Genomic DNA, 24,777 nt, shown 5'->3' with positions numbered 1-24,777 from the left:
CTCGAGAGGGAGCGCGCGCGAGGGTGCCAGTCGCCCAGAGGGGGGCACCGGCGCGCTCGCGCGAGGCTCCGGAACTGCGTATCTCCGTCAGAAAGCCGGGCTCGCCTTGATGTTCCACTCGACGTTCAGGCCGATGAAATGCTCCCACGTGCGCTGGCTGAACACGTCGTCCCGCGGATAGAGCGCCTTCGCGCCCTCGTCGCGCCGGCTCACGAGCCAGATGAAGCGGAACTGCGGGCGCTTGAAGTCGCCCTTGCCCGCCGCGTTCAGGAACGGCACGAGCCCGAAGCGCACCATGCTCCCGCTGTGGTGGCTCGCGGCGGGGTGCGCGCCCGGCGCCGCGGGATCGGCCGGCGCCGGGACCCTCCCGCGCCGCTGCGCCTGGTACGAGCCCTCGACCGCGATGCCGCCCCAGTCGGCCAGGTAGTAGTGTGGCCGCACGACGAGAATGCCCTCGTCCAGGTCGGCGAAATCGAACGTCTCGCTGGCGTTGCGGAACGAGCGCACGTACCCCGAGGCCATGAGCCCGAGCGGCCCCGTCTCGTAGTTGGCGCTCATGGTGAACATGAGCTCGTGCGCGCCGGTCGCGGTGCCGTCCGGCGCCGGCTGGGAGGGCGAGCCGAACTCGCCGTGCGCCGCGAGGTCGCCCGCATAGCGGAGGAAGAGGTGCAGGTGCCCGTTGTTCACGCCGGTGAACGGGCTGACCTGCGCGCCGATCACGTACCCGGAGTCGCGCGGCAGGCGCTCGACCACGCCGGCCTCCGCCGTCTCGCGCGTGCCCGACGGCATCTGGTGCAGCTCGCCGTACAGCACGCCCTTCACGCCGCCCTTCTCCCCGACAGGGACGGTGTGGCTCGCCTTGAGGCTCGTGATGAGCCGCTGCCGATCGAGGACGTTGACGGTCGTCATGCCGGGCTGGTTGAGCGCCGGCGCGCGATCCACCGACTGCAGGTAATACGGCGAGAGCGGCCGGCTGATGCCGGCGTGCGCCGCGACGTACGTGCGCTTCGAGGGCAGCTCGTAGCGGACGCCGCCGCCCAGCGTGTTCAGCCAGTCGAGCGGCCAGAAGTCGAGCAGCTCGGAGTTGTCACCGCGGTAGAGGCGCGAGCCGATCCACACGGACAGCCCCTTCGTGCCGAGGTCTCGCTCCTCGACGAAGGCGTTGCGGAGCGACATGTTGATGTTCCACGGCCTCGCGTTGTTGTAGTGGAGGACGGGGGCGTCCACGACGAGGCGGACGGCGACGCGCGTGGTGGCGCCGGTGGACTCCCAGTAATCCTGCCGCTCCAGGTCCAGCTGGACGTACGTGGACTCGTCGAGGCGCGATCCTCTCCAGACGATATCGGCGTCGCGCCCCGGCCCCAGCTCTCCATCCGTGGCCGCCACGGCGCGGCCGACGCCGCCGAAGAAGAACCCGCTCTCGGCCGGCGGCGGCGGCGTCGAGGGCTCTTCTTTCTGTACCGGCTGCTGGGAGGGGGCGACGGCCGCGGCCGGGATCTCGACGGTCCCCGCGCTCGCGACGCCGACGTCCTGGGCCGGGTCCTTCGCGGGCTCCGCCGCGGCCGGGGCCGCCGCGTCGGCGGGCGCCTGGCCCGGCGGCGGTGTCGGCGTCGCCGGAGCGGGCTGCGGCTGCCCGTTCGCGACCGCTGGAGACGCGCAGAGGGCAGCGCCGAGCAGGGCACAGACCAGGTTGCGCGCGCTCGCCCAGCTTCTCCCGCCCGCGAAGCGGGTGGACGACGCGGACGCGCCGCCTGTCGAGCACGCGCCGCGGCGCGTGCCGCGGTGAACATCATGCCCAGGGTGGCAACAGGGATTGACGATGGAGTTCAAGGGTGAGCCGATCTCATGGATGGTTGGAGCTGCGCCGGCGCGAGCAGCGGAGGTGTCGTCGAGGCGAGCGAGACCCGACAGCGCTCCCTGCGGCCGGCCCGGCCGCTCGCGCGCTTGCAGCGTCGACGCTCGACTCGCTTGATTACGGATGATTGCAAGCGACGAGCCAGGCATGCACGGGGCCATCGCGGCGGCACGCGCGACGCCGCGTGCAGGGGGTGTCATCTCGATCGGGCGTCGCTCACGGCCGAGATCGCCCCGGATCCGACCCGAGCGCACGGCTTCCGCCGAAGGCGACCCGACGACGCCCTGGCGCGCTCACCGTGGATGAGTTGCAGCTTCGCCGGAGACCCCGTAAACCCCGGGTTGACACGGGCGACAACCGGGGTTGACGCGCGTGGCCAGGCGCCGTCGCGCGGGTGCCTGCGAGCGGCGCGTCCTCGATGAGCGCGTGAGCCGAGGAGGAGTGTGAAGGAGCGCCGGTGCGGGGCTCCTCCGGCGGCGGTCGCCGGCTGCCCGGCGGGGCGCCGGCGCGAGGGCGTCCTTCACGGCCTGACGATGGCTGACGCAGGCCAGAAGCAGCGCGGCCGCCGAGATGTTCCCGGCGACCGCGGCATGGACGATCGCGATGTTGCTCGGGGGATCCACCCGAGGAACCCCCTCATTTTGCAGCTCTTTTCAGAGGAGAAATTGAACAGGGAGGCGGGGAGAGAGGGAGTATTTTGAAGATTTCTCTCCCCGTCTCCCCGCCTCCCTGTGAATTTTCCGAAGAGTTCGAGGGAATACCTCAGGGGATCCACGGCCCGGCGACGGCCTTCGTCGTCGCCGGGTCACGCCGAAGCCCCGCTCCGCCGCCGGGCGCGCGCGGGCGACGAGGGGCGCGCGCCGCCTCGTCGAGCAGAGGCCCTGCCCTGCGCGCCTGAAGGTCGGTCACTCGACCTGCTGGATGCGCTGGACGAGCTTGCCCATCTCGGTGCCCTCGAGGCGGTCGTACATGGGCTGGACCCGCCTGCGAAACGGCTCCTTGTCCGGCGCGTGGACGGCCACCCCGGCCTTCTTCAGCGCGTCGAGGGCGTCGTCGGTGCTCTTCTGCCACGCGTCGCGCTGGAAGGCGGCGGACTCGTCGGCCGCCTCCTCGATCCACCGCTGCGCTGCCGGGCTCAGCGACTCCCAGACCTGCTGGCTGAACAGGATGATATCGGGGATGCGCGTGTGCTCGTCGAGCGAGTAGTGCCTGGCCACCTCGAAATGGCGGCTCGTGAAGAGGCTGGGCGGGTTGTTCTCTGCCCCGTCGACCGCCCCCTGATCCAGCGCGGAGCGCAGCTCGTTGAAGGCGATCGGCGCCGGCGCGCCGCCCATCTGCGCGATCATCTCGACCGCCGTCTGGCTCTGCATGACCCGGATCTTCTTGCCCTTGAGATCCTCGGGGCTGATGACGGGCGCGTCCCGCGTGTAGAAGCTCCGGCTCCCGGAGTCGTAGTAACAGAGGCCCCGCACGCCGGCCTTCGCGCCGGCCAGGGCGAGGTCCCTGCCCACGTCGCCGAAGAGCACCTTCCAGTAGTGCTCCTGGTCCCGGAAGAGGTACGGCAGCCCGAAGATCGCCATCTCCGGGACGAGGCCTTCGAGCGGCGCGGTGGAGGTCTTGACCATCGCCAGCGCCCCTCGCCGGACCTGCTCGATGCTCTCGGTCTCGCTGCCCAGCTGGCCGTTCGGGAAGATCTGCAGTCGCACGGCGCCGCCCGATCTCCTGTCGAGCTGCCTCGCCATGTACTCCATGGCGAGGTGCGCCGGATGCGACGGATCGAGCACGTGGGAGAGCTTCAGGACCACCTGCTCCGCTCCGACGCTCGTCGCGCCGGCCGGCTGCCTCGCGCTCGCGCCCTCCGCGGACGCGGGGCTGTACAGCATGAAGAGGACGCCGGAGGTGATCAGGGTCCCCAGCAGGCCCGCGAGCGCGATGAACGAGACGACCTTCCTGTCCATATCGATGCCCCCCCTGGACATGTCATCGATGAGCGTGGAACGGCGCGGCGACGCCCCGGAGCGCGGACGGCAGCCCGCGGCGCGGGCCCCGACGTCAGCGCGCGCGGCCTCGGGGCGCTCGGCCAATGAGGCAAGGTTCTGCAATCCGTGAGCCAGTCCGTGGGCGGGTCCACACCCGCTCTCGCGAGGCGCCCTCCGCGTCCTCTCGCTCCGGCCGCTCGGCCTTGCTCCGAGGTGCAGCTCCAGAGTCGGCAGCGGCGTTCCCCGGCGTCATCGCCCGGCGCCGGCGCGCCCGCGCTCGCGGCGCGGCGGAGATCTCCAGACAGCCTGTGCCGGCGCTGGCGTGGCGCCGTCAACCCGGAGTTGACTGTGTGGACATCCGCTGGTTGCGCGCGTCGGCCGCCGCGCGCTGCGGGTTCGCGCCGAGGTGGCCGGGTCCTCGGACGCGGACGGCCCCGCGCTCGTGGAGGGCGCGCCCGCCCCCGTCGAGCTGCGGACGTCCCGCACGCGCCCGCGCAGCGCGGGAGGTCACCGTCTTGCGTTGGCATGGCCCCTGAGGTAAGGGGGGCGGCAATGAGTGGTCCCGAACTCGGCCGCCTCATCGACGAGGTCGATCGCACGGTGGACGTCCAGTTCGCCGCCGTCGGCGATCTCGATGAGCTGAACCGCCTGTATGCCAGCCTGCTTGGGCGCCGCGGCTCGCTCAATGCGCTGATGAAGCAGCTGCCCGGGGCGGCGCCCGAGGAGCGCAAGCTGCTCGGCCAGCGGCTCAACGCCGTGAAGGGCCGCGTGGAGCGCGCCCGGGAGGTGGCCACCGCGCGGATCAAGCGCACGGCGCGCGACCTCGAGCTCTCGGCGCCGCCGCTCGATATCACCCTGCCCGGCCGCTGGCGCGCGCCCGGGCGTCCGCACCCGATCATGCGGACGCTCGACGAGATCGTCGATATCTTCGTCGGGCTCGGGTTCGACGTGGCCGAGGGGCCGCAGATCGAGCTCGCGCGCTACAACTTCGATCTCCTCGGGTTCCCGGCGGATCACCCGGCGATGGACATGCACGACACGTTCTACGTGGCGGGCGATCCGGGGCAGAACGTGCTGCTCCGCACGCACACGAGCCCGGTGCAGGTGCGCGAGATGCTCTCCCACCCTCCCCCGGTCATGATCGTCGCGCCCGGCGTCGTCTATCGCCGCGACGACGACGCGAGCCACAGCCCCATGTTCGTGCAGATCGAGGGGCTCGTCGTCGATCGCGACGTGTCGCTCGCCGACCTGAAGGGCCTGCTCGAGGTCTACAGCCGCCGGATGTTCGGTGAGAACACGAAGACGCGCTTCCGGCCGAGCTACTTCCCCTTCACCGAGCCGAGCGCCGAGCTCGACGTCTCCTGCCTCGTCTGCTTCGGCGAGAACCGCGCTTGCCCTCAGTGCAAGGGGACTGGCTGGCTGGAGGTGCTCGGGTGCGGCATGGTCCACCCGACGGTGCTGCGGAACGTCGGAATCGACCCGGAGCTCTACACGGGGCTGGCCTTCGGCATCGGCGTGGATCGCACGGCCAACATGAAGTTCGCCGTCGACGATATCCGCGCCTTCTACGAGAACGACGTCCGCTTCCTCGGAAGCCTCTAGGCACCTCTCCGCTCGCCGCAGGCCCGACTCCCATGTTGATATCCTACAAGTGGCTTCAAGAGATCCTCGGCTCCGATCCCGGCGTCGACGCGGTGACGTCGGCGCTCGGCCGCGGCGGGCTCGAGGTCGATCGCGTCACGCACGTCGGCGCGGCGCTGCGCCCGGTGGTCCTCGCGAGCGTCGTCGCGACGCGGCCGCACCCGAGCAAGAAGGGCCTCACGCTGGTCCGCGTGGACACGGCCGGCGGCGGCGCCGGCGAGGGCGTCGAGGTCGTTTGCGGCGCGCAGAACGTCCCGGCCCCCGGCGCCGGTGCGCTCGTCTGTTATGCGCCCGTGGGGGCGCAGGTCCTCGACCGCGGCGGCGCGCTCGTCACGCTGACCGAGAAGGCGGTCGCCGGCGTCGCCTCCGCCGGCATGCTCTGCGCCGAGGACGAGCTCGGGCTCGGGTCGAGCCACGAGGGGCTGCTGCTCGTCGAGGGCGGCCGGCCCGGGCAACCGCTGCTCGACTGGGAGCCGCGCCTCGAGGACTGGATCATCGAGCTCAGCGTCACCCCCAACCGGCCCGACGCGCTGGGTCACCTGGGCGTGGCCCGGGACGTGGCCGCGGTGCTCGGCATCCCCTTCGATCCGCCGGCCGTCGCCGCGCCACCCCGCGCGCAGGGCAGCGGGGCGTGGGCCGCGCAAGCGTCGGTCGAGGTGCGCGACGGGGCGCGCTGCCCGCGGTATGCCGGCCAGGTGATCGAGGGCATCCGGGTGGGCCCCTCGCCGCTCTGGGCGCGGGTGCGGCTCGGCCGCCTCGGCGTGCGGCCGATCACCAACATCGTCGACGCGACCAACCTGGTGATGCTCGAGCGGGGGCAGCCGCTCCACGCCTTCGATCTGGACACGCTGCGCCTGCCGGTCGAGATCCGGATGGCCCGGCCGGGCGAGGCGTTCGTCGCGCTCGACGGGCAGAAGCTGTCCCTGAACGAGGACGACCTCGTGATCGCCGACGCGGAGCGCGTCGTCGCGCTGGCCGGCGTGATCGGGGGCGCGGACAGCGGGGTCACGGCGACGACGCGCCGGGTGTTCCTCGAGTCGGCGTACTTCGAGCCGCGCGGGATCCGCAGGTCCGCGCGCCGGTACGGCTTCCACACCGAGGCGTCGCACCGCTTCGAGCGGGAGGTGGACATCTCGGGGGTGCCGCTGTCGCGCGACCGCGGGAGCGCGCTCATCTGCGAGCTCGCCGGCGGCGAGGCGGCGGGCGAGCCGATCGACGCGTACGTCGCGCCGCGCGACCCGCGCCGGCTGACGCTGCGCCTGCCGCGGTACCAGCGCATCATCGGCGCCGAGGCGCCGGCGCGGACGCGCGAGATCCTGGGGACGCTGGGCATCTCGATCGTGGCGCAGCTCGCGGACCAGCTCGTCGTCGAGGTGCCGGCGCACCGGCCGGACATCGTCGAGGAGATCGATCTCATCGAGGAGGTCGCGCGCGTCGCCGGCTACGACAAGATCCCGAGCCGGCTCCCGCACGTCGCGGCGGCGCCCGCGGGCGCGAAGGGCGACTACCGGCTGCGGCGCAGGGTGCGGCAGATCTGCACCGGGATCGGGCTGCACGAGGCGGTGACGTACTCGTTCCTCTCCCCGCAGGAGCTGAAGGCGGCGCGCTACGACAGCGCGTCGCTGCTCCGGCTGGTGAACCCGCTCTCCGAGGAGAAGTCGGTGATGCGGCCGTCGCTCGTGCCGGGGCTGCTCACGGTCGCGCAGCGCTCGCAGCGGTACAACGTGCCGCGGGTGCGGCTGTTCGAGGTGAGCCAGGTGTTCCTGCCGCGCCAGGGCGAGGCGGCGGGGGCTGCGGGCGGCGCGGACGGTGCGACCGGCGCGGACGGCGCGGGCCAGCAGGCGCGGGTCGAGCGGCCGCCGGTGGACGAGCCGACGCGGCTGACGGTCCTGCTCGCGGGGCCGCGCGACAGCTACCTCACGCGGCCCGAGGACGTCGATTTCTACGACGGCAAGGGCGTCGTCGAGGCGGTGCTGGCCGAGCTCGCGGGCAACGTGGCGCCGGCGTTCGATCTGGAGGGCGAGCCGCCGCCGTGGGCGCACCCGCGCAAGGGCGCGCGGGTCACGCTCGACGGCCGGCCGGTCGGGTATGTGGCGGAGCTGCACCCGGACGTGCGCGACGCGCTGGAGATCACGAGCGGGGCCGTGGTGGCGGAGCTCGACCTCGCGGCGGTGGCGGCGGCGTACAGGGCGCCGGTGGCCGCGAAGCCGAGCCGGTTCCCGGCGATGCGGCACGACGTGGCGCTCCTCTTGCCGCTCGACGTGCCGGCCGGCCAGGTGATCGAGGTGCTCCGGAGCACGGCCGGCGAGCGCTGCGAGAAGGTCGAGCTGTTCGACCGCTACCGCGGCAGCGAGCTGCCGGCGGGGACCCACTCGCTGGGTTTCGCGCTGTGGTTCCGGTCGCCGGAGCGGACGTTGACGGACGACGAGGTCGACAAGTGGACGAAGGCCGCGGTGGACGCGGCCAAGGCGCGGTTCGGGGCGCAGCAGCGCTGAGGCGGGAGGCCTGGGGCCCTTACAGGGGCCGAGGCCTCGCGTTGCGGGCTGATGGCTGAGCGCGGGCCAGGCTGAGCTCAGCCTGATCGACCTCCGGCTGAGCCCTGGCGGGGCGGCCTGCTGCACCCGCAAACCGTCCCTGTCGCGACGCTGCGGCTCTGGTCTTGATCGCGGCCGAGCGCTGCGATCCAGCGCCCCGCTGTGCGCCGGCGGTGGCCGTCGCGCCGGTGGCATCCGGCCGGACCTTGCTGGACCGCCCCCGCCCCGAAGCTCCCGGTGCAGGCAGATCGAGGCGACCGGCGCCTGCGAGCCGGACGATGCGGCGGAAGTGCGGACACTCCATGTGGCTCGGCGCGGAGCACGCCGCCGCGTGGCGCAGGCCGTCGCGCATGGCGCCGAGCCGCTCGATGGTCCGGTCCAGCTCCTCGGCCTTGGCCAGGAGCCGCTCGCGCTGGATGCGCAGCCGACCGTCCGGCGCGAACATCCGGGCGATCTCCTCCAGCGAGAACCCCGCCACCTGACCGAGGGCGATCAGCGCCAGGCGCTCCAGCACCCCGGCGTCGAACAGGCGCCGCAAGCCTCGTCGCCCGGTGGAAGCGATGAGCCCCTTCTCTTCATAGAACCGCAAGGTCGAGGCGGGCACGCCGGAGCGCCGGGCCACCTCCGCGATGTCCATGTCTTTCACGCTTGACCTCAAGTTGACTTGAACTTGCAGAATAAGGGGCGTGATTGCCGAACACAAGCCGAAGGAGACTCCGATGTCAGAAGCCAATCAGCCGAATCGCGACCAGGCCGCGCTGTGGAACGAGGCCGGCGGGCCCATCTGGGTGGAGATGCAGGAAGTGCTCGATGCCGTGCTGGCGCCGTTCGGGGCGCCGCTCCTGGAAGAAGGCTTCCCTGGCGAGGGCGGCCGCGTGCTCGACGTCGGCTGCGGCGCGGGCGCCACGGCCCTCGCGATGGCGCGGCGCCTCGGGCCGGCGGGCCTCTGTCTCGGCGTGGATATCTCCGGGCCCCTGGTGGCGGCCGCCAGGGCCCGCGCCGCCGCCGAGGGCCTGGCTTCCGCCGCCTTCGTCCAGGCAGACGCGCAGACCCACGGCTTCGAGCCGGACAACTTCGACGCGGTGATCTCGCGCTTCGGCGTGATGTTCTTCGACGACCCCGCGGCGGCGTTCGCCACTATCCGGCGCGCCGCGCGGCGCAGCGCGAAGCTCTCGTTCGTGGCCTGGCGCAGCGCCGCCGAGAATCCGTTCATGACCACGGCCGCCCGCGCCGCCGCGCCGTTCCTGCCACACTTGCCCGTCCCGGCCCCCGACGCCCCCGGCCAGTTCGCCTTCGCGGACAGGGACCGGGTGCGGCGGATCCTGGACGCGAGCGGCTGGACTGACATCGACGTCCGTCCGATCGACGTTGCGAGCGGCGTCGCGGAGAAGGATCTCCTCGCCTACGTCACCAGGCTCGGACCGGTGGGTCTGGCGCTGCGGGACGTGGACGAGCCGACGCGCGCCAGGACGGCCGAAGCGGTCCGCGCTGCCTTCGATCCCTTTGTCCGTGATGGCGCGGCCCGCTTCACCGCGGCCTGCTGGCTCGTGACCGCGCGCGCGTAGCCGCTTGCGGCTCGGGGCTGTGAGCCCACGACCTGGCCTGCGGATTCCGGTGACGAGAGGAATTGTAGATAGCCTTGCCCGCCTCGCGCTCGTCGTCCGGGACGAGACCTGGAAATCATCGTTGAAGTCGCGTTGACCCGAGGACACCCAGGGAGGGGTTCTCGACAGTCGCGGCGCCCCGCGGCGGGGCGCGGGACGGCAAATATTCGCAAAAATTCCACCCTACCACGACGAGACCCCGTTCGATAGTTGGATCAAGGTCCAGGTGGCGGCAGCGAGGTTTGCGGCTCACCTTGCCGTCGCCCGGCGTGGCCCGACCACGCCTGCGACGGCAATGACGATAGAACGCATGACGCCGCTCAGCTCCCCTCGTCGCGTCTGATCTTCGGGAGCGGCAACGACACCTACGGGGCCGTCGAGGTCCGCTGATACAAGGCCTGTTCACTGAAGCTACCAGAGCGTGCACAGACGGCGGGAAACGGCCGATGTCGCGAGGGACGACGCAAACTCGTATGTTGTGTTCCTTCCAGAGGTCACCCATCGTCCCCTGCCGCAGGCCCCTCGACGGACCCTCGCGGCGACCTCCGGACGCTCCTCCCGAGGTCGAGCGCGCGGCCGTCCTCGCGGAGCTGGAGCAGGTCACAGGGAGCAGCGCGTTCGGCGGGTCCGCGCGCCAGGTCCGCTTGCTCCGCTTCCTTGTCGGGGAGGTGCTCGACGGCCGGGGCGGCGCCCTCCGGGCGCCCCTCGTCGCCACCCGGGTCTTCGATCGGCCCGAGGGCTTCGATTCCTGCGAGGACTCGATCGTGCGCGTCGAGATGAGCAAGCTCCGGCGCGCGCTGGCCCGGCACTATGCCGCGACGCGCGCCGCCGTCGTGCGCATCGAGCTGCCGCGAGGCACCTACGCCCCGACCTTGGTCCCCGCGCGGGAGACCCCGGCCCCCGGGGCCGTCCTGAGCGCCCTCCAGAGCGGCGAGATCACCGCCCGCGCGGCAGGCCCGGTGCTCGCCGTGCTGCCCTTCGCCGGCGTCACCGTCGCCTCCAGACCCGCGCTCCGCGCGCCGGCGGCGGGCGAGGCGGCGCCGCCCGATCCGGGCGCCCCTGGAGCCCGGAGCCGGGCCTTCGCGCTCGGGCTGACCGATCGGCTCGGCGCCCTCTTCGCGAGCTCCCCCTGGGTCTCCATGGTCTCGCGCGCGTCCTCCCTCGAGGACGCCCAGGCGCGCGGGGCGCGCTACGTCATCGAAGGGAGCGTGCGCTTCGTCGCCCAGACCGTCCGGGTGACCGCCAACCTCCACGACGCGGCGCGCGGCACCCAGGTGTGGGGCAGCACCTACGATCGCGCGGCCGCCGACGACCTCTTCTTCGCGGCCGAGGACGCGATCGCCCACGAGATCGCCGGCCAGCTCCTGGCCCTGCCCCTCGGCGCCGTCCACGCGATCGAGGCCCGCGAGCGCGCCGGTCACCCCGCGCAGGGCGCCTACGACGCCGTGCTCCGATTCCCCCGCTGGCTCGCCACCTTCGATCGCCGCCTCCAGGCCGAGATCATGGACGTCTGCAAGCGCGCCCTGGTGGCCGATCCGGACCAGGGGATGCTCCTGGCCTTCCTCTCCATCTTCCATCTCCTCTCCTCGTGGACGGCCGAGGGCAGCTCCCACGACCGCCGGCGGGCCGCCGACCTGGCCCGCGATGCCGTGGCGCTGGAGCCGACCTTGGCCGTCCCCCACAACGCGCTGGCCCTGGTCCTCCTCGACGCGGGCGATGGCCCCGGCGCCCTGGCCGAGGCCGAGGCCGCGCTCGCGATCGGCGGCGATCCCGCCACCTCGGGCTTCCTGACGGCGCTCGCCGGCGCGTGGGACCGCGGCATCGAGGTGCTCCGCGCCCACCTGCGCCTGATGAAGCGCCCCGCCGGCTGCTTCCACCACGCCTTCTCCCTCGACGCTTACCGCCGCGGCGACCACGCCGCCGCGCTCGCCGCGGCGGAGGCCATCGCGACCCCCAACCTCGCCTGGGACCCGCTCGACCGCGCCGTCGCCCTGGCCCGCCTCGGCCGCATCCCCGAGGCCCGCGCCGCCGGCCGCGCGCTCACCGTCCTCCTGCCCGACATCTCCCGCGACCCCCACGCCGTCGTCGCCCGCCTCACGGCCGACGCGCGCCTCGTCGACGATCTCGTGGAAGGGCTCCGGCTGGCCGGGGTGGGATGAAGCCCGCCTGCGGGAGCCGGCGCGATTCGCACGCTCACGTTGACACCTGACACCCGGTCGCCCTCGGCGGGCTCCGGGCGTGGCAACCCGCGGCTCCCGCGGGATAGCCGGAGGTGCCATGGCCGCGCTGTGAATTCACATGTGAATTCACAGCGCCTCGACCGCGCGCCGCGTTATGGGTGCAGGCTCGCCGTCATGACGCCTCTGCCGTCGCGGTCCCCGGATCGGCATCGCGAAGACGCCTGCCGCGACGAACGAGCCCCAGGTACAAGGAGATTCTGCGATATGGCCATTCACACCCGTCTTTTCACCTGCCTCTCGCTCGCCGGCGCGGGCGGGTTCGTCCTCGTCGGCGGCTGCGGCACCGGCACCCCCACCGACTCGGGCGAGCTCGTCGGCGCGGCCGAAGAGAACCTCACCATCGCGCAGTGCCTCGTCTTCGACGTCAATGGCAAGACCACCATCTGCCACGCCACCAACTCGGCGACGCACCCCTACACGGTCGTCAAGACCAGCGTGCAGGCCTGCATCGCCGGGCACTCGGGGCACCCCGACGACTACATCGCCGTCGGCGACCCGACCTGCCAGGGCGGCGGGTGTCTGCCGCAGGGCGCCCCCTGCGATGCCACGCTGCCCTGTTGCAGCGGCGCGACGTGCACGCTCGGCCTCTGCATCACAACCTGCATCCCGACCACCTGCGAGGCCCAGGGAGCGGTCTGCGGCACCATCCCCGACGGGTGCGGCGACACCCTGGACTGTAGCAGCGCATGCGCGGACGGCGGCGGCACCTGCGCGTCCGACAACACCTGCACCTGTCCCCTCCCCGACGCCACGGTTCCGGAGTGTGCGTCGAACGTGTGGGACGCAGCGGCGCAAGCGTGCGAGCTCACTTTCGCCGCCGCCGGCACTGCTTGCTCTGGCGGCGTGTGCAATGGTGCCGGGGTTTGCTTCCTCACGACGCCCGGCACCACCGCCACCTACTGAGCGGCCTGCCGGCTGCTCGGCCCGGGGGCTCGCGGGACACCGTGAGGCCCTGGGCTGGGCTCCGGAAGGGCACAGGAGCGCTCGAGCATGTCGAACGGTACCCCTCCTCTCTTCATCGTGGGCACGGGCCGGTGCGGCTCGACCATGCTCTCCCGCCTCCTCGCCCAGCACCCCGACGTGGCGAGCCTTTCGGAGCTGTACACTTCCCTGGGCGCCGGTGCCTTCCCGCAGGACCCGGTGGACGGGCCCACCCTGTGGGAGGCGCTCTCCCGGCCCCGGCCCCACCACCGGATCTGGCTCCAGTTCGTGGAGCACGGCATCGAGATCGACGAGTTCCGCTACCCGCGCACCGGCCTGGGCCGGTTCCGCGAGGGGGGCATTCCACCGCTCCTCACCATGACGCTGCCCGAGCTGAGCGACGATCCCGACGGCCTCCACGAGCAGCTGCGCCTCTTCGTGGAGGCGTTGCCGGCGGACCGCCTCGGCGCCCAGTACTGCCGCGTCTTCCAGTGGCTGACCGAGCGAGTGGGCCGGCGGCTCTGGGTGGAGCGCTCGGGCGGCTCGATCGGGATGTTGCCAGCCCTGGTCCGCCACTTCCCGGACGCCCGGTTCGTCCACATCTACCGCGACGGGCGCGAGGCGGCCCTCTCCGCGAGCCGCTTCCCGCCCATGCGCCTCATGGCGATCTCGCGCGTGTTCGAGACCCGGATCGGCAAGACCTTGTTCGCCCCGGTCTCTCCCGCGGACGTGCGCCGGCTCCCCCCGGAGATGCGCCCGCTGGTGGCGCCGGGCTTCGACGTGGACGCCTTCCAGCGCGTCCAGATCCCGCTCAAGTACTTCGGCAGCGTGTGGTCGACGCAGATGGTCCATGGCGCGGCGTGGCTCGCCGGCCTGCCTCGGGAAAGGGTCCTGAACCTGCGCTACGAGTCGATCCTGGCCGACCCCGAGCCCGCCCTGCGGCGCCTCCTGCGCTTCCTCGACCCGGGCCTCCCGCAGGAAGCGTGGCTCGCCCGGGCCCTGCCCCTGGTGCGAGCCAACCCGCCGAAGTGGCCCAGCCTGCCGCCGGACGAGCGCGACGCCCTCGAGGCCTCGTGCGCGCGCGGGATGACGGTGCTCGAGAACATGGAGCCCCGTCCCCGGGCCGTCGAGCCTCGCAGCGGAGACGAGAGCTACCAGGGCGGGCACGATCCAGAGAGCATCCGCGCCGAGCTGAAGCGCATCCTGGTGCGCGTCCTCGAGATGGACATCCCCCCCGAGCAGATCCGCCACACGGATCCCTTGTTCATGCACGGCCTGGCGATCGACGAGGTGGAGGCGCTCACGATCGTCCGCGAGGTGGAGAGGCGCTTCGGCGTGGTGCTCTTCGAGGAGAGGATCGACACGAGCGCCTTCGGGGACGTACTCTCGCTCGGCCAGCTGGTCGCGAGCGCGATGGCGCGGGAGAGCTCCCCTGTCGGGGGCCCTGGCGGGTGAGGGCGATGCAGCGGTTCTCCTTCATGTTCCCGCCCCCGAGAAACGAGCCGCAGGTCGTCCAGCGCCTGCAGGCGGACGGGTCGCTCGCGCCGAGCAAGCTCTACCTGGTCAACCGGCCCTGCCCTTACCGGGAAGACGAGATCGATCGCCTGGTGGACGAGGGGCACTACCTCGTCGGCATCTGCGCTTTCGAGAACTGGCCGGCGCGGATCCACAACCCGCACGACCATCCGGGGCTGCGCGAGTTCGACCTCTTCATCAAGCCGAGCTACCAGCGCTTCATCGGCTTCATGCACCACTTCCGCGATCCGCGCGACGTCTTCCCCGACGACATCCCGCTGCTCGACATGGACTTCTCGGACTACGTCCAGGTGCGCAAGCGAGGCCAGGCGAAGACGTTCGACATGGTCTATTACGCCGGCCACTCCATCGAGGGCAAGGAGGACACGGTGCGGTGGAGCAGCGTGATCAAGGGGCACGATCTCGCGCTCCTCGTCATCCGCGCGCTGCTCGAGGTCGATCCCGGCTTCCGGGTCGCCATCGTGAACGACGTCTTCGGCATCGACCACCCGCGCGTCAAGAACCTCGGCTTCCTGCCCTACCGGACGTTCCTGGACGTGGTGGAGTCCGCGCACGTCCTCCTGGTGCCGAGCGCGGTGGACGCCTCTCCCCGCGTCATCACCGAGGCCCTGTGCCTGGACACCCACGTGATGATGAACGCCGACATCTCCGGCGGCTGGAAGTACGTCAACGAGCGGACGGGCGCGTTCTTCGACCGGACGAACTACCTCGACGTCTACGCCCGCCTCCGCGCGCGGGGGCCGGCGGCGACGCGCGCGTGGTTCCTGAGCAACTACGCGAACCACACGCTCGAGGCGCGCTTCAACGACTGGCTCCACGACTGCATCCTGCGCTACTGCGCGTTCAACCGCTTCGGCGGCGTCCTCTACGTGTGCCTCGAGGGCGATCGGAAGGAGGAGCGGCAGGCGATGATCCGGCGCGAGCTGCTCCGCCACATGGGGATCTTCGGCGACTGCGTGGAGCAGGTCCCCGCGGCCTCTGTCCCCGGGAACCCGCACAAGGCGCGCGGCCTCTCGCACCTCGCGGCGCTCCGGAGGGCCCGGGAGCTCGGGCTGCCCGACGTCGTGATCTTCGAGGACGACTTCCAGTTCATCGTGCCCCGGCAGGTGGCCAACGGGAAGATCGATGCGCTCCTCCGCGACTTCCCCGACCGCGACGCGATCCTCTTCGGCAACCACCAGATCACCCGCCACGAGGCCACCCCCGACGGCGCGGTGCTGCGCGTGCGCGCCGGCGCGTGGCCGCACGGCTACGCGGTGCGCGCCGAGCGCTACGACGAGCTGATCGCCGGGCTCGCCGAGGCGTGCGCCGCGACGCCCGACGCCGCCGCCGGCGCGCCGCTCGTCGACGACGTGTGGACGCGCTTCGCCGAGAGCGCGAACGTCCACGCGTTCCGGGTCCCGCTCGGCGAGGGGATGGAGCGGTACGGCAGGCTCGGCGCCGTCGCCGTGAGCACAGAGGCGAGCTGTGTCGATAGCTCGAGCGCGTGAGGCCTCCTCCGTTGCGGTCCTGGATGAGAGCTGGCCTCGGCCTCGTGAAGCGCCTCCGCGTCGAGCTGGGCTCCGCGGTCGTCGTCTTCCTCATCGCGGTGTTCGGTTTCTTCACCGTCCCCCCGCGCTACGAGGGGGTCGAGGACGCGGCGTTGTTCGACCGGATCGTGGTTGTCGTCTCCTCTGACCTGGTTCCCTTCGTGCGCGTGGTGGTGGCCCTCGCCATCGGGCTCGTGGCGGGGACGGCGATCCTCGGGGGCGTCGTCGTCCGTGCCTTCCGTGTCGAGCGGCGCGGCGCGCAGGCGGCGCTGATCGCGGGGGGATGGTACGCGTTCCTCTTCGCCTCCTGCGTGAGGGCGCCGGCGATGTTCGCCGACACCTTGATGGCGCTGCCCCTCTTCTCTCCGCGCCTGGTGCTCCTCGTCGCGCGGACGCCGGTGCTGGGACACGCGATCTGCTGGGCCGGCCTCTACGGTGTCCCCCTCGCCGTCGCCGCGGGCCTCGTCGTCGCGGTGAGCCGGCGGCGACGTGTCCTGCCCGCCGCCCTGCTCGCGGCGGTGCTCCTGGCGATCCTCGCGCCCCAGGTCCGGGATCTTCGCGACCTCTACCGGGTGCGCCACCGGCGGGCCTCCGCGAAGAAGAGCGTGCTCGTCGTCGCCGTCGACTCCCTCCGCGCGGACCACGTGGGCCTCCGCCGGGACGGCGTGCTCGTGGCGCCCCACCTGGAGCGCCTCGCGGGCGCCTCTCTCTTCTTTCCGGAGACCATCGTCGCCTTGCCGCGCACGGCGCCGTCGCTCACCTCGTTCTTCACCTCGCAGTACCCGATGAAGCACGGGGTCTCGTCCATGTGGAGCCCGGCGGCGACGTGGAACCAGCAGCGGCACGCGCTCCCCGTGGTCATGGCCAACAACGGCTACGACACCTTCGCCCTCAGCGACTACGTGGGGGAGTTCCTGTCGAAGATCGACCTCGGCTTCCAGCGCGTGAACGTGCCCACCGTGGAGCTGACCGAGATCGCCGAGCAGGCCGTCCTCTCGCGCCAGCCCCTGCTCCTCGCGGTCGCCTTGCACCCGCTGTTTCGTCCCCTCGTGCCCCGATCGATAGAGCGCGTGATCCTCGGATACACGGAGTACTCCGATCCCGGCGTGATCCTCCCCCGGCTGGCCCGCGAGATCGCGCACGCAGACGAGGCGGAGAAACCTTTCTTCGGGTTCCTCTTCATCTCGCCTCCCCACTCCCCGTACGGCTCGCTCTTCCCCCATTATGCCCGCTTCGCGGCGCCCGGGTACGACGGTCCCTACCTCTTCAAGAAAGACTATACGTCCGTGCCGCGCGGCGAGCCGGACCGGGCCCAGGTGCGCGCGCTGTACGCCGGGGCGGTGGGGATGGCGGACGACCTCGTGGGCGAGGTCGCGGACCTCCTCGCTCCGAGCGGGGTCGGCCTGGTGGTGACGGCGGACCACGGCGAGCTCCTCTATGACCACCCCGACGTCGGCATGGGGCACGGCGACGTGCTCCGCTATCCTCACGCGTACACGGTGCCGCTGGTGTTCCTCGATCCGGCGGGGACGTGGCCGCGCGGCCGGGTGGACGGCCCGGTGCGCAGCATCGATTTCGCGCCCACCCTGGTGGACCTCCTCGAGCGGTACTCCGGTCAAGCGTTCGCGACCGCCCCCCCGGAGCAATGGAACCGGCGCGCGTTCTGGGACGGCACCTCGCTCGTCGGGAGCGCCCGTGATCCCGGAGGCTTCGACGACATCGCCTACGCCGAGACGGGCCTCTGGATGACTCCCGACGCCGCCGGGGACCGACCGCGCATCCGGTACCCGGACATCACCGCCCTCCTGGAGCCGCTGGCCGACCCGTCCCACCGCCTGGTCATGAAGCGGGACTTCGTCCCGCTCTTCCTGGCGGCCAAGCACCGCATGATCCGGCGGGGCCCCCTCAAGCTCCTCTACGAGCCCACCCCGGACGGGCCGGTCTACGCGCTGTACGACGTCGTGGAGGACCCCCTCGAGCAGCACGACCTCGCCCCCCGGGAGCCGGCGCGCGTCGCCGAGCTCGCGGGGATCCTCGGGCGGCTCATGCTCGGCTATCGCGACGGGAGCGTCGTGCCGTGATCGTGAGGCTCTGGTGCGCGCTGTTCGTCTTCTCGGGCGCAGCCGCCATTCTCTACGAGGTGGTGTTCCACAAGATCGTCTCCTACGTCTTCGGCTCCACGGCCTACGCCACCAGCACGGTGCTCGCGGCCTACATGGCCGGGCTCTCGGCCGGCAGCTTCCTGGGCGGGCGGCTCGCCGATCGGGTGAAGCGGCCGCTCCTCTGGTACGGCGCCGCGGAGCTAGGGGCGGGGCTCTGGTTCTACCAGGCGTGGCGGCTGCTCGCCCTCTCTGCGCCGCTGGAGGCGCGCCTCGCCACGGGCGGCTCTCTGGCCCTCTTGACGGCCTATCAGTTCGTCGCGTCGCTGCTCGTCATCGTGGTGCCCACGGTCCTCCTGGGCGCGACCTTCCCGCTGGCGGTGCGCGGGCTCTTCGGTCGGACCGAGCCGCGGCGGCTCACCAGCCTGCTTTACTTCAGCAACACCCTCGGCACCGCGATCGGCACCGTGGTCGTCTCCTATGTCCTGCTCCCTCGCCTGGGCCTCACGGGTACCCTCCGCGTGGGCCTCCTCCTCGCGGCCAGCCTCTCCCTCGCGGCCGCCTCCATCGGGCGCCGCGCGCCCCCGGCGCCGGCGCTCCCGGAGGCCGTCGTGGCGGCGGCGCCGCGCCCGGGGGGCATGTCCAGGCGCATGGTGCTCGGCTTCTGCTGCGCGTCCGGGATGTCGGTCTTCGCCTGGGAGGTCGTCTGGACACACCTCTACGCGCTCCTGCTCGGCAACTCCGTCTACAGCTTCGCCACCGTGCTGTTCTGCGTCCTGTTCGGCATGGCCCTCGGCTCGATCGCCGTGGCCCGCTCCGGCGCGGACCCCATCGACCTGTTGATCATCGCCGAGATCGCGCTGGTCGGCGTCTCTCTCGTCCTCATCCAGTGCGTCGATTTCATCCCGGCGGTCTTCGACGCTGCCGGGAGCCGGTCGCTCGGCTTCCACGCCCGGGAGCTGGTCAAGTTCGCAGTCACCGCGGTCACGCTGCTCCCGCCCTGCGTCTGCCTGGGCGTCGTCTTCCCCGCGCTCCTTGCCCTCGTCCCCGCCTCCGCCGCGGGCGCGGGCCGCGCGATCGGGGCTGCCTACGCGATCAACACGGTCGGCGCGGTCATCGGATCGGTGCTGACCGGCTTCTTCCTCCTGCCGCACCTCGGCTCCAGGGGCACCTCGTACCTGATCATCGCGGCGAACGCGGGCCTCGCCGCGCTGCTCCTCACGCGCGCCGGGGGCCGCGTCCTCCGGGCTCGTCCGCTGCTCGCGGCGACGACGGGTCTCGCCATGGTCGCGGTGGTGCTGCACCCGTCCTGGAGCTGGCGCCGGCTCCTCCAGGCGACGGGGGTGTACTTCACGCCCATGCCCACCAGCACCTTCAAGCGCATCCTCGACAACCGGGAGGACGTGCACGGCGGCGTGACCACGGTGGTGGAGAGCCCCGAGGGGGTGCGGTTTCTCCTGTCCAACGGCAAGTTCCAGGGCGACAGCGGGCCGGAGATCGTGGACCAGTACGGCCAGGCGCTCCTGACCGAGCTGTACCCGCACGGCCACGAGGCGGCGCTCAACATTGGCGTCGGCACCGGCGGGACGCTGGGGGTGCTCAGCCTGCTCTCGTACGAGCGGGTGGTGGGCGTGGAGCTCGCCGCGCCCATCGTTGACATGGCCCGGGCGCACTTCGCCGACATCAACTTCGGCGCCCTGGACAGGCCGGGCGTCACGGTCCTCGTGCGCGATGGCCGGCACTACCTGGCCACGCTCCCCCAGGAGGCGCGCTTCGACACCATCACCGTGCAGGTCTCGTCGCTCTGGTTCGCGGGGGCGGCCAACCTCTACAGCCGCGATCTCTACGCGCTCGCCGCCGCGCGCCTCCGCGAGGGGGGCGTGTTCCAGCAGTGGGTCCAGCTCCACCACACCCGCCGTGAGGATCTGGCGGTCATCCTCCGGACCCTCCGCGCCGAGTTTCCGTACCTCGCGCTGTTCGTCCCCGGTCACCAGGGGATCGTCATCGCCTCCAGGGAGCCGTTGACCCTGCGCGCCGCCCACCTGGCCTCGCTGCGCATGCCCCCGCCGCTCGCCGCCCGCGGGCTCGACTTCGAGGATCTGGCCGGCTCGCTCCTGCTCGGCCCGGCCGAGGTCGACGCCTTCCTGGCCGCGGCGCCGCCGGGACCCCTGTCCACCGACGACTTCCCCATACTGGAGTTCGAGACCCCCAAGGGCAACGCCCTGGGCTTCAACTTCTCCGAGATCGTGACGGACCTGATGGCGCACCGGCGGGGAGGCGCGGCGGCGCACTTCGTCGCCGCCGGCCTGCCCCCCGACGAGGCGCAGCGTTTGCTGATCAAGCTCAAGCTGCGAGAGATGAAGCTCTACCGCCCCTACACGCTGGCCTGGCTGGCGATCCTCAACGACATCAGCATGCTCGACCTGACCGAAGGCAACCGCGCGTTCTTCCAGAGGCAGCTCGAGGCGTGGAGGGGGCCGTGAGGGGGCCCCTTCGGTCCGCCCCCGTCGTCGCGCTCCTCGCGCTCCTCGCCCGCGAAGGGACGGCGCGCGGGGAGGTCTTCGCGGCGCGCGCCGTCGCCGGCGGCTACTACGCCGCGCTGGATCCTCCAGCGTTCAAGGCCCGCGCTCTCTCGGCCGTCGTCCTCGCGCCGGGAGAGGAGCGGACCTTCCCCGCCGAGGACCTCCCGCCGGGGGAGTACCGCGCCCGGGTGACGCTGACCACGGCCGTCGACGAGGCGGCGGCGGCGGTCGTGACGCGCGTCCTCGCGCTCGCCGGCGGCGCGGAGGAGGAGCCGCGACGATTCCGGGTCACGGCTCCGGGCCGGTACGCGATCCGCGTGGAGAACCGCTCGTCCGCCCCGGTGCTCGCCGGCAACGTGGCCTTCCTGGCGCGGGAGGCGCGCGATCCGGTGCAGGTCGTCCTGCTGGTCCCGGACGCGTTCGCCCTGTTCGCGGAGACCCACCCCACGGCGCCCTATGGCTTCTTCCGCGGCGAAGGGGCCTACCACGACAACCTCCTGGGGAGCGGCGACAACACCCTGGCGTTCACGAACCAGACCTTCGTCGTCCCCACCGCCCCCGGTGAGCCTTCCATGCCCGAGGCGCTGCGGCAGCGCGGCCTCTTCACCGCTAGCGTCTCGGACAACTTCTATCTCCTGTCCTACGTCGAGAAGCGCCTCTTCGACTATCTCTGCATCGTCAATCGGAGCGCGGACGAGGACGCCGACGTCCGCGACCGCGCGCTCCGCTTCGTGGAGGCCCGCCGCGACGAGGACTTCTTCCTCTACGTGCACCTCCCTGCCGAGCACGACCTGGGGTACGTGAAGCATCAGGCGTCGATGGATCACTTCCTGATCGCCCAGCTCGCCGATCTGCGCCGCGCGTTGCCCAGCGCCGTGATCCTCTTGATGCCCGATCACGGATCCATGCACCGGCACGCCTGGGGTCGGGGCGGCAAGATGGCCATGGGTCAGGGCTGGGGCCTCTACATGGACACCGCCCGCGTCCCCCTCCTGGCCCTGGGCCCGGGCATCGAGGCCGGACAGACCTGCTCCCAGCGGGCGGCCTCGAACGATCTGCGCGACCATCTGGCGCTGGTCGGTACGGACGGCGCCGATCCGCTCGTCGACTTTCTCAACTGTGAGTCTCCGCCGCGCGCCCTGGTCGTCCGGGAGGGCTTCAACGGGCAGCTCTCGGTCACGACGGATCGCTTCCATTACATCCGCTACAATCCGACCGTCGCCTATCCGCAGTTCTCGGTGGCCACCGGGGAGAGCGTGCGGGAGCGGTTCCTCGACGGAGAGGCGCTCTTCGACATGCGCGCCGATGCGGAGAACACCCGCAGCGTGGGCGCCCTGCACCCCGACGAGCTGCTGGCCCTCCGGAGCATCGCCGTGCCGGAGATCTCCCGCCGCGCCCGCGGTGGCGCCGGGGACCGGACGATCCTGCACTTCTTCTGGCTCTCGCGCACCTGCGAGGCGCCGCCCGCGCCCCTGCAGGTGGTGGCCGACACGCCGCTCGGCCCCGCCGCCGACGCCGAGCGGGGCGCGACCATCGTCGCGACCGCCGCCGGGACCCTGGCCACGCTCCGTGCGCCGTACTGTTACAATCGCTTCTCGCTGGAAGCCGGAGCGCCCATCTCGGACCTCACCGTGGACGCGCCGGGAACGGACCTCTTCCTCGGGCTCGGCTATCTCCGTCGCCGCGGGCGCGCCACGCTCTCGGGGCCGGATGCGGTGGGCGTCCTTGACGATTACCTGGGCCGTGGGTTCGGCGATCTCTTCGTGGACAACGGGGGCCGCGGCGGGCTCTACGTGCTGGCCGAGCAGGTGCGCGGCGGCCGCGACGCGCGCCGCTCCGCGGCCACGGGCGGCGCCGACGTGCCGCTCGAGGAGGTCAAGCGGATGATGCGCTCGTGGGGGTACATGAAGGAGGCCGAGGTGTTCGACGGGCGCTGAGCCCCGTCGCTGCCCTGGAGGCGGCCTCCCGGAAGGACGCCGTGGTAGGGTGCCGGCCATTCTCCTCCGAGGGCAGCGCTGACGATGTGTGGACTGGCAGGCTTTCTCGCGCACGGTCGGCACGTGCGGCCCGCGCCCGAGCGGCGCGCCATCCTCGCCGCCATGGGCCGGCAGCTCGCGTCCCGTGGGCCCGACGACGAGCAGACCTACGACGACGGCGTCCTCTCTCTGGTGTTCCGGCGGCTCTCCATCGTCGACGTCGCCGGGGGGCGGCAGCCGCTCTGGAACGAGCGCCGGAGCGCGTTCGTCGCCATGAACGGCGAGATATGGAATCACGCCGCGCTGAGGGAGACGCTGCGCGGGACGCACGCCCTGGCCACGCGCTCGGACGCCGAGGTGGTCATCCACCTCTTCGAGGACGAGGGCCCGCGCCTCCTCGACCGGCTGAACGGCATGTTCGCGCTGGCCGTCTGGGACCGCGAGGCAGAGCGCCTCCTGCTCGCGCGGGACCGGCTCGGCATCAAGCCGCTCTACTACGCCTGGACGCCCGGTGGCCTGCTCTTCGGCTCGGAGCTCAAGGCGCTGCTCGTCCACCCCGACTGCCCGGCGGAGCTCCGCTTCCACGACCTCGATCTCGGGTACCTCGGCGGCGCGACCTACACGGGGTTCTCCGGCTCCCACGTCCCGAGCTTCGTCGAGGGGGTCGACCTCCTGCCCGGCGGCACCTACCTCGACGCGGCGCCGGGCCGCCGGCCCGCGCCCCAGACCTACTGGTCGCTCGAGCCCGCCATCGCCCGCGCCGTCGAGGCCCCGCCGCGCCCGGCCGCCGCCTACGCCGAGGACTACGCCGCGCTGCTCGTCGACGCCGTCCGCGGGCAGCTCATGAGCGACGTGCCCGTCGGCGCGTTCCTGAGCGGGGGCCTCGACTCGTCCCTGCTCTGCGCCATCGCCGCGAAGCAGGGGCAGGCGCTGCCCTGCTTCAGCGTCGTCGAGCGCACCACCGTGGACGCGGGCGACGTCGCGCGCGCGCGGCGCCTCACCGAGGCGCTCGATCTCCCCTTCTACCCCGTCTCGTACGACCACGAGGGCTTCGCCGAGCAGATCGGCTTCTCGCTCGCCTCGCTCGAGTCCTTCGTGTGGATGATGGACGCGCCGCGCTTCACCCCCGAGCTACTCTTCAAACACGAGCTCCACCGCTACGCCAAGACGGTCGTGCCCGACCTCAAGGCGATGCTCCTCGGGCAGGGCGCCGACGAGTTCGCCGGCGGCTACTCGACGCCGCGCGGCGCGCAGGTGGCCGACTGGGACGGCTACGTGGCGCGGCTCTCGCCCTCTCCCCCCGCCCAGCTCGTCGCGCGCGGCGTCTCCGAGCCGATGCGCGCGCTGGTGCGGCCCGAGGCGCTCGCGGTGGAAGGGCGCGCCGGCGCCGGCGCGCCCTTCCACCGCGAGATGCGGCGGCGCCTCCTCTCGCTGCAAGCGCTGAACCTCTGGAACGAGGACCGCATCGCGGCGGTCCAGGGCGTCGAGGCGCGCGTACCCTTCCTCGATCACCGCCTCGTCGAGCACCTCGCGGCCATCCCGCCGGCGCTGCACCGCGAGCTTTTCTGGGACAAGGCCATCGTGCGCCGGGCCGCCGCGGGCTTCCTGCCCGACGAGATCGTCCACGCGCCCAAGGTGCCTTTCTGGCTCTCGGGCGACGCCTCGTCCATCCACGCCATCATGGTCGACTGCGCTCGCCGCTGCTTCCCGGCCTTCCTCGAGGCGTACCTGGGGCAGCCCGACAGCCTGTTCTCGGCCAGCGCGCTCATCGCCGTTTACGCGCGCACGCGCTCCCGCGCGCCCGGCCGCGTCGAGGCGGCGAAGCTGCTGCTCGCGTGCATGACGGCCGCGATCTTCGCGCGGCTGTGCCGCGACCTGCGGAGGGACGCTCGGGCGATCCGGCCCATGGGGCCGCCGTCGCCGCTCGGGCGCGCCTCGTTGTGAAGCCGGGATAGGGCCGCTTGAAGTGGATGGAGAGCGCGTGGTGGCGGCAGTTCCTGGAGGGCACCCGGGATCTCGTGACCCGCGAGGAGCACCGGCGGAACGAGGCGCGGCTCTTCGGCTGATGCTGGCCAATCAACCAGGATCGTATACGAGGCTCACCTCTTCGGATCCGGGAGGACCACTGTCGGAGTGGGCGCGGGATACCCGACAGAATCCGTAGGGGCGGGAGACTACCTCAGAGATGGCAACGAAGGTGAAGGCGGAGCCGAAGAAGTGGGTAGCGCACCGCTTGCGATGGCCGGATGCGTTCCGGTCACCAGGTGCAGCGAATACTTCGAAGCTTGTCAGGCCAAAGGGCGGCCTTGCACGCGCATAACGACAAGTGGATACACGTTCT

At 72.0% G+C, this 24,777-nt stretch carries 13 protein-coding genes and 1 pseudogene; 11 read left to right on the top strand and 3 right to left on the bottom strand.

All coding sequences use genetic code 11. The annotated features are described in order from the left end of the window. Positions 1–87: 87 nt before the first annotated feature. On the bottom strand, positions 88–1,830 hold the full coding sequence (locus WME89_RS21295; RefSeq protein WP_438010957.1) for a carbohydrate porin: 1,743 nt from the start codon (positions 1,828–1,830) through the stop codon (positions 88–90). 930 nt (positions 1,831–2,760) lie between these two features. Next, the gene (locus WME89_RS21290; RefSeq protein WP_438010956.1) at positions 2,761–3,834 is read right to left on the bottom strand and encodes a TRAP transporter substrate-binding protein; all 1,074 of its coding nucleotides are present in this window, start codon (positions 3,832–3,834) and stop codon (positions 2,761–2,763) included. 552 nt (positions 3,835–4,386) lie between these two features. Here WME89_RS21290 and pheS point away from each other — a divergent pair. Beyond that, complete coding sequence (gene pheS, locus WME89_RS21285; RefSeq protein ID WP_437516030.1) at positions 4,387–5,436, top strand: phenylalanine--tRNA ligase subunit alpha; 1,050 nt, start codon at positions 4,387–4,389, stop codon at positions 5,434–5,436. Positions 5,437–5,468: 32 nt separating this feature from the next. Further along, positions 5,469–7,970: a phenylalanine--tRNA ligase subunit beta gene (gene pheT, locus WME89_RS21280; RefSeq protein WP_438010955.1), complete on the top strand. Its 2,502-nt coding sequence runs from the start codon at positions 5,469–5,471 to the stop codon at positions 7,968–7,970. A 289-nt stretch (positions 7,971–8,259) separates the two neighbouring features. On the opposite strand, the pseudogene WME89_RS21275 reads toward pheT, so the two are convergent. Next, positions 8,260–8,655, bottom strand: a pseudogene (locus WME89_RS21275) (helix-turn-helix domain-containing protein); the annotation flags it as partial. 73 nt (positions 8,656–8,728) lie between these two features. Between WME89_RS21275 and WME89_RS21270 the strand changes: the two are divergent. From WME89_RS21270 to asnB, 9 genes are all read left to right on the top strand, one after another. Continuing rightward, positions 8,729–9,574, top strand: coding sequence for a class I SAM-dependent methyltransferase (locus tag WME89_RS21270; RefSeq protein WP_438010954.1), 846 nt, complete (start codon positions 8,729–8,731; stop codon positions 9,572–9,574). A 512-nt stretch (positions 9,575–10,086) separates the two neighbouring features. Further along, positions 10,087–11,772, top strand: coding sequence for a hypothetical protein (locus tag WME89_RS21265; protein ID WP_438010953.1), 1,686 nt, complete (start codon positions 10,087–10,089; stop codon positions 11,770–11,772). Between the two features lie 285 nt (positions 11,773–12,057). After that, positions 12,058–12,756, top strand: coding sequence for a hypothetical protein (locus WME89_RS21260; protein ID WP_438010952.1), 699 nt, complete (start codon positions 12,058–12,060; stop codon positions 12,754–12,756). An 87-nt stretch (positions 12,757–12,843) separates the two neighbouring features. Further along, positions 12,844–14,229, top strand: coding sequence for a sulfotransferase (locus tag WME89_RS21255; RefSeq protein WP_438010951.1), 1,386 nt, complete (start codon positions 12,844–12,846; stop codon positions 14,227–14,229). A gap of 5 nt (positions 14,230–14,234) precedes the next feature. Further along, the gene (locus WME89_RS21250; RefSeq protein ID WP_438010950.1) at positions 14,235–15,800 is read left to right on the top strand and encodes a hypothetical protein; all 1,566 of its coding nucleotides are present in this window, start codon (positions 14,235–14,237) and stop codon (positions 15,798–15,800) included. A gap of 23 nt (positions 15,801–15,823) precedes the next feature. Then, entirely contained in the window at positions 15,824–17,920 is a 2,097-nt protein-coding gene (locus WME89_RS21245) for a sulfatase family protein (RefSeq protein ID WP_438010949.1), read from the top strand. Beyond that, positions 17,917–20,421 carry a fused MFS/spermidine synthase gene (locus WME89_RS21240; RefSeq protein ID WP_438010948.1) on the top strand — a complete coding sequence of 835 codons (2,505 nt, stop codon included), beginning with the start codon at positions 17,917–17,919 and terminating at the stop codon, positions 20,419–20,421. The genes WME89_RS21245 and WME89_RS21240 overlap by 4 nt, the downstream gene beginning before the upstream one ends. Continuing rightward, the gene (locus tag WME89_RS21235) at positions 20,418–22,397 is read left to right on the top strand and encodes a hypothetical protein (protein WP_438010947.1); all 1,980 of its coding nucleotides are present in this window, start codon (positions 20,418–20,420) and stop codon (positions 22,395–22,397) included. Before WME89_RS21240 ends, WME89_RS21235 begins: the two co-directional genes overlap by 4 nt. Before the next feature lie 84 nt (positions 22,398–22,481). Next, a complete protein-coding gene (asnB, locus tag WME89_RS21230) occupies positions 22,482–24,380 on the top strand; it encodes an asparagine synthase (glutamine-hydrolyzing) (protein ID WP_438010946.1) in 1,899 nt (632 codons plus the stop codon). Positions 24,381–24,777: the final 397 nt, after the last annotated feature.

Origin of the sequence: Sorangium sp. So ce321 (assembly GCF_051530195.1) — a bacterium.
In the GTDB taxonomy this organism is placed as follows: Bacteria; Myxococcota_A; Polyangia; order Polyangiales; family Polyangiaceae; genus Sorangium.
The sequence above is the reverse complement of the archived record's forward strand: the minus strand, read 5'-3'. Positions and strand labels throughout refer to the sequence as shown.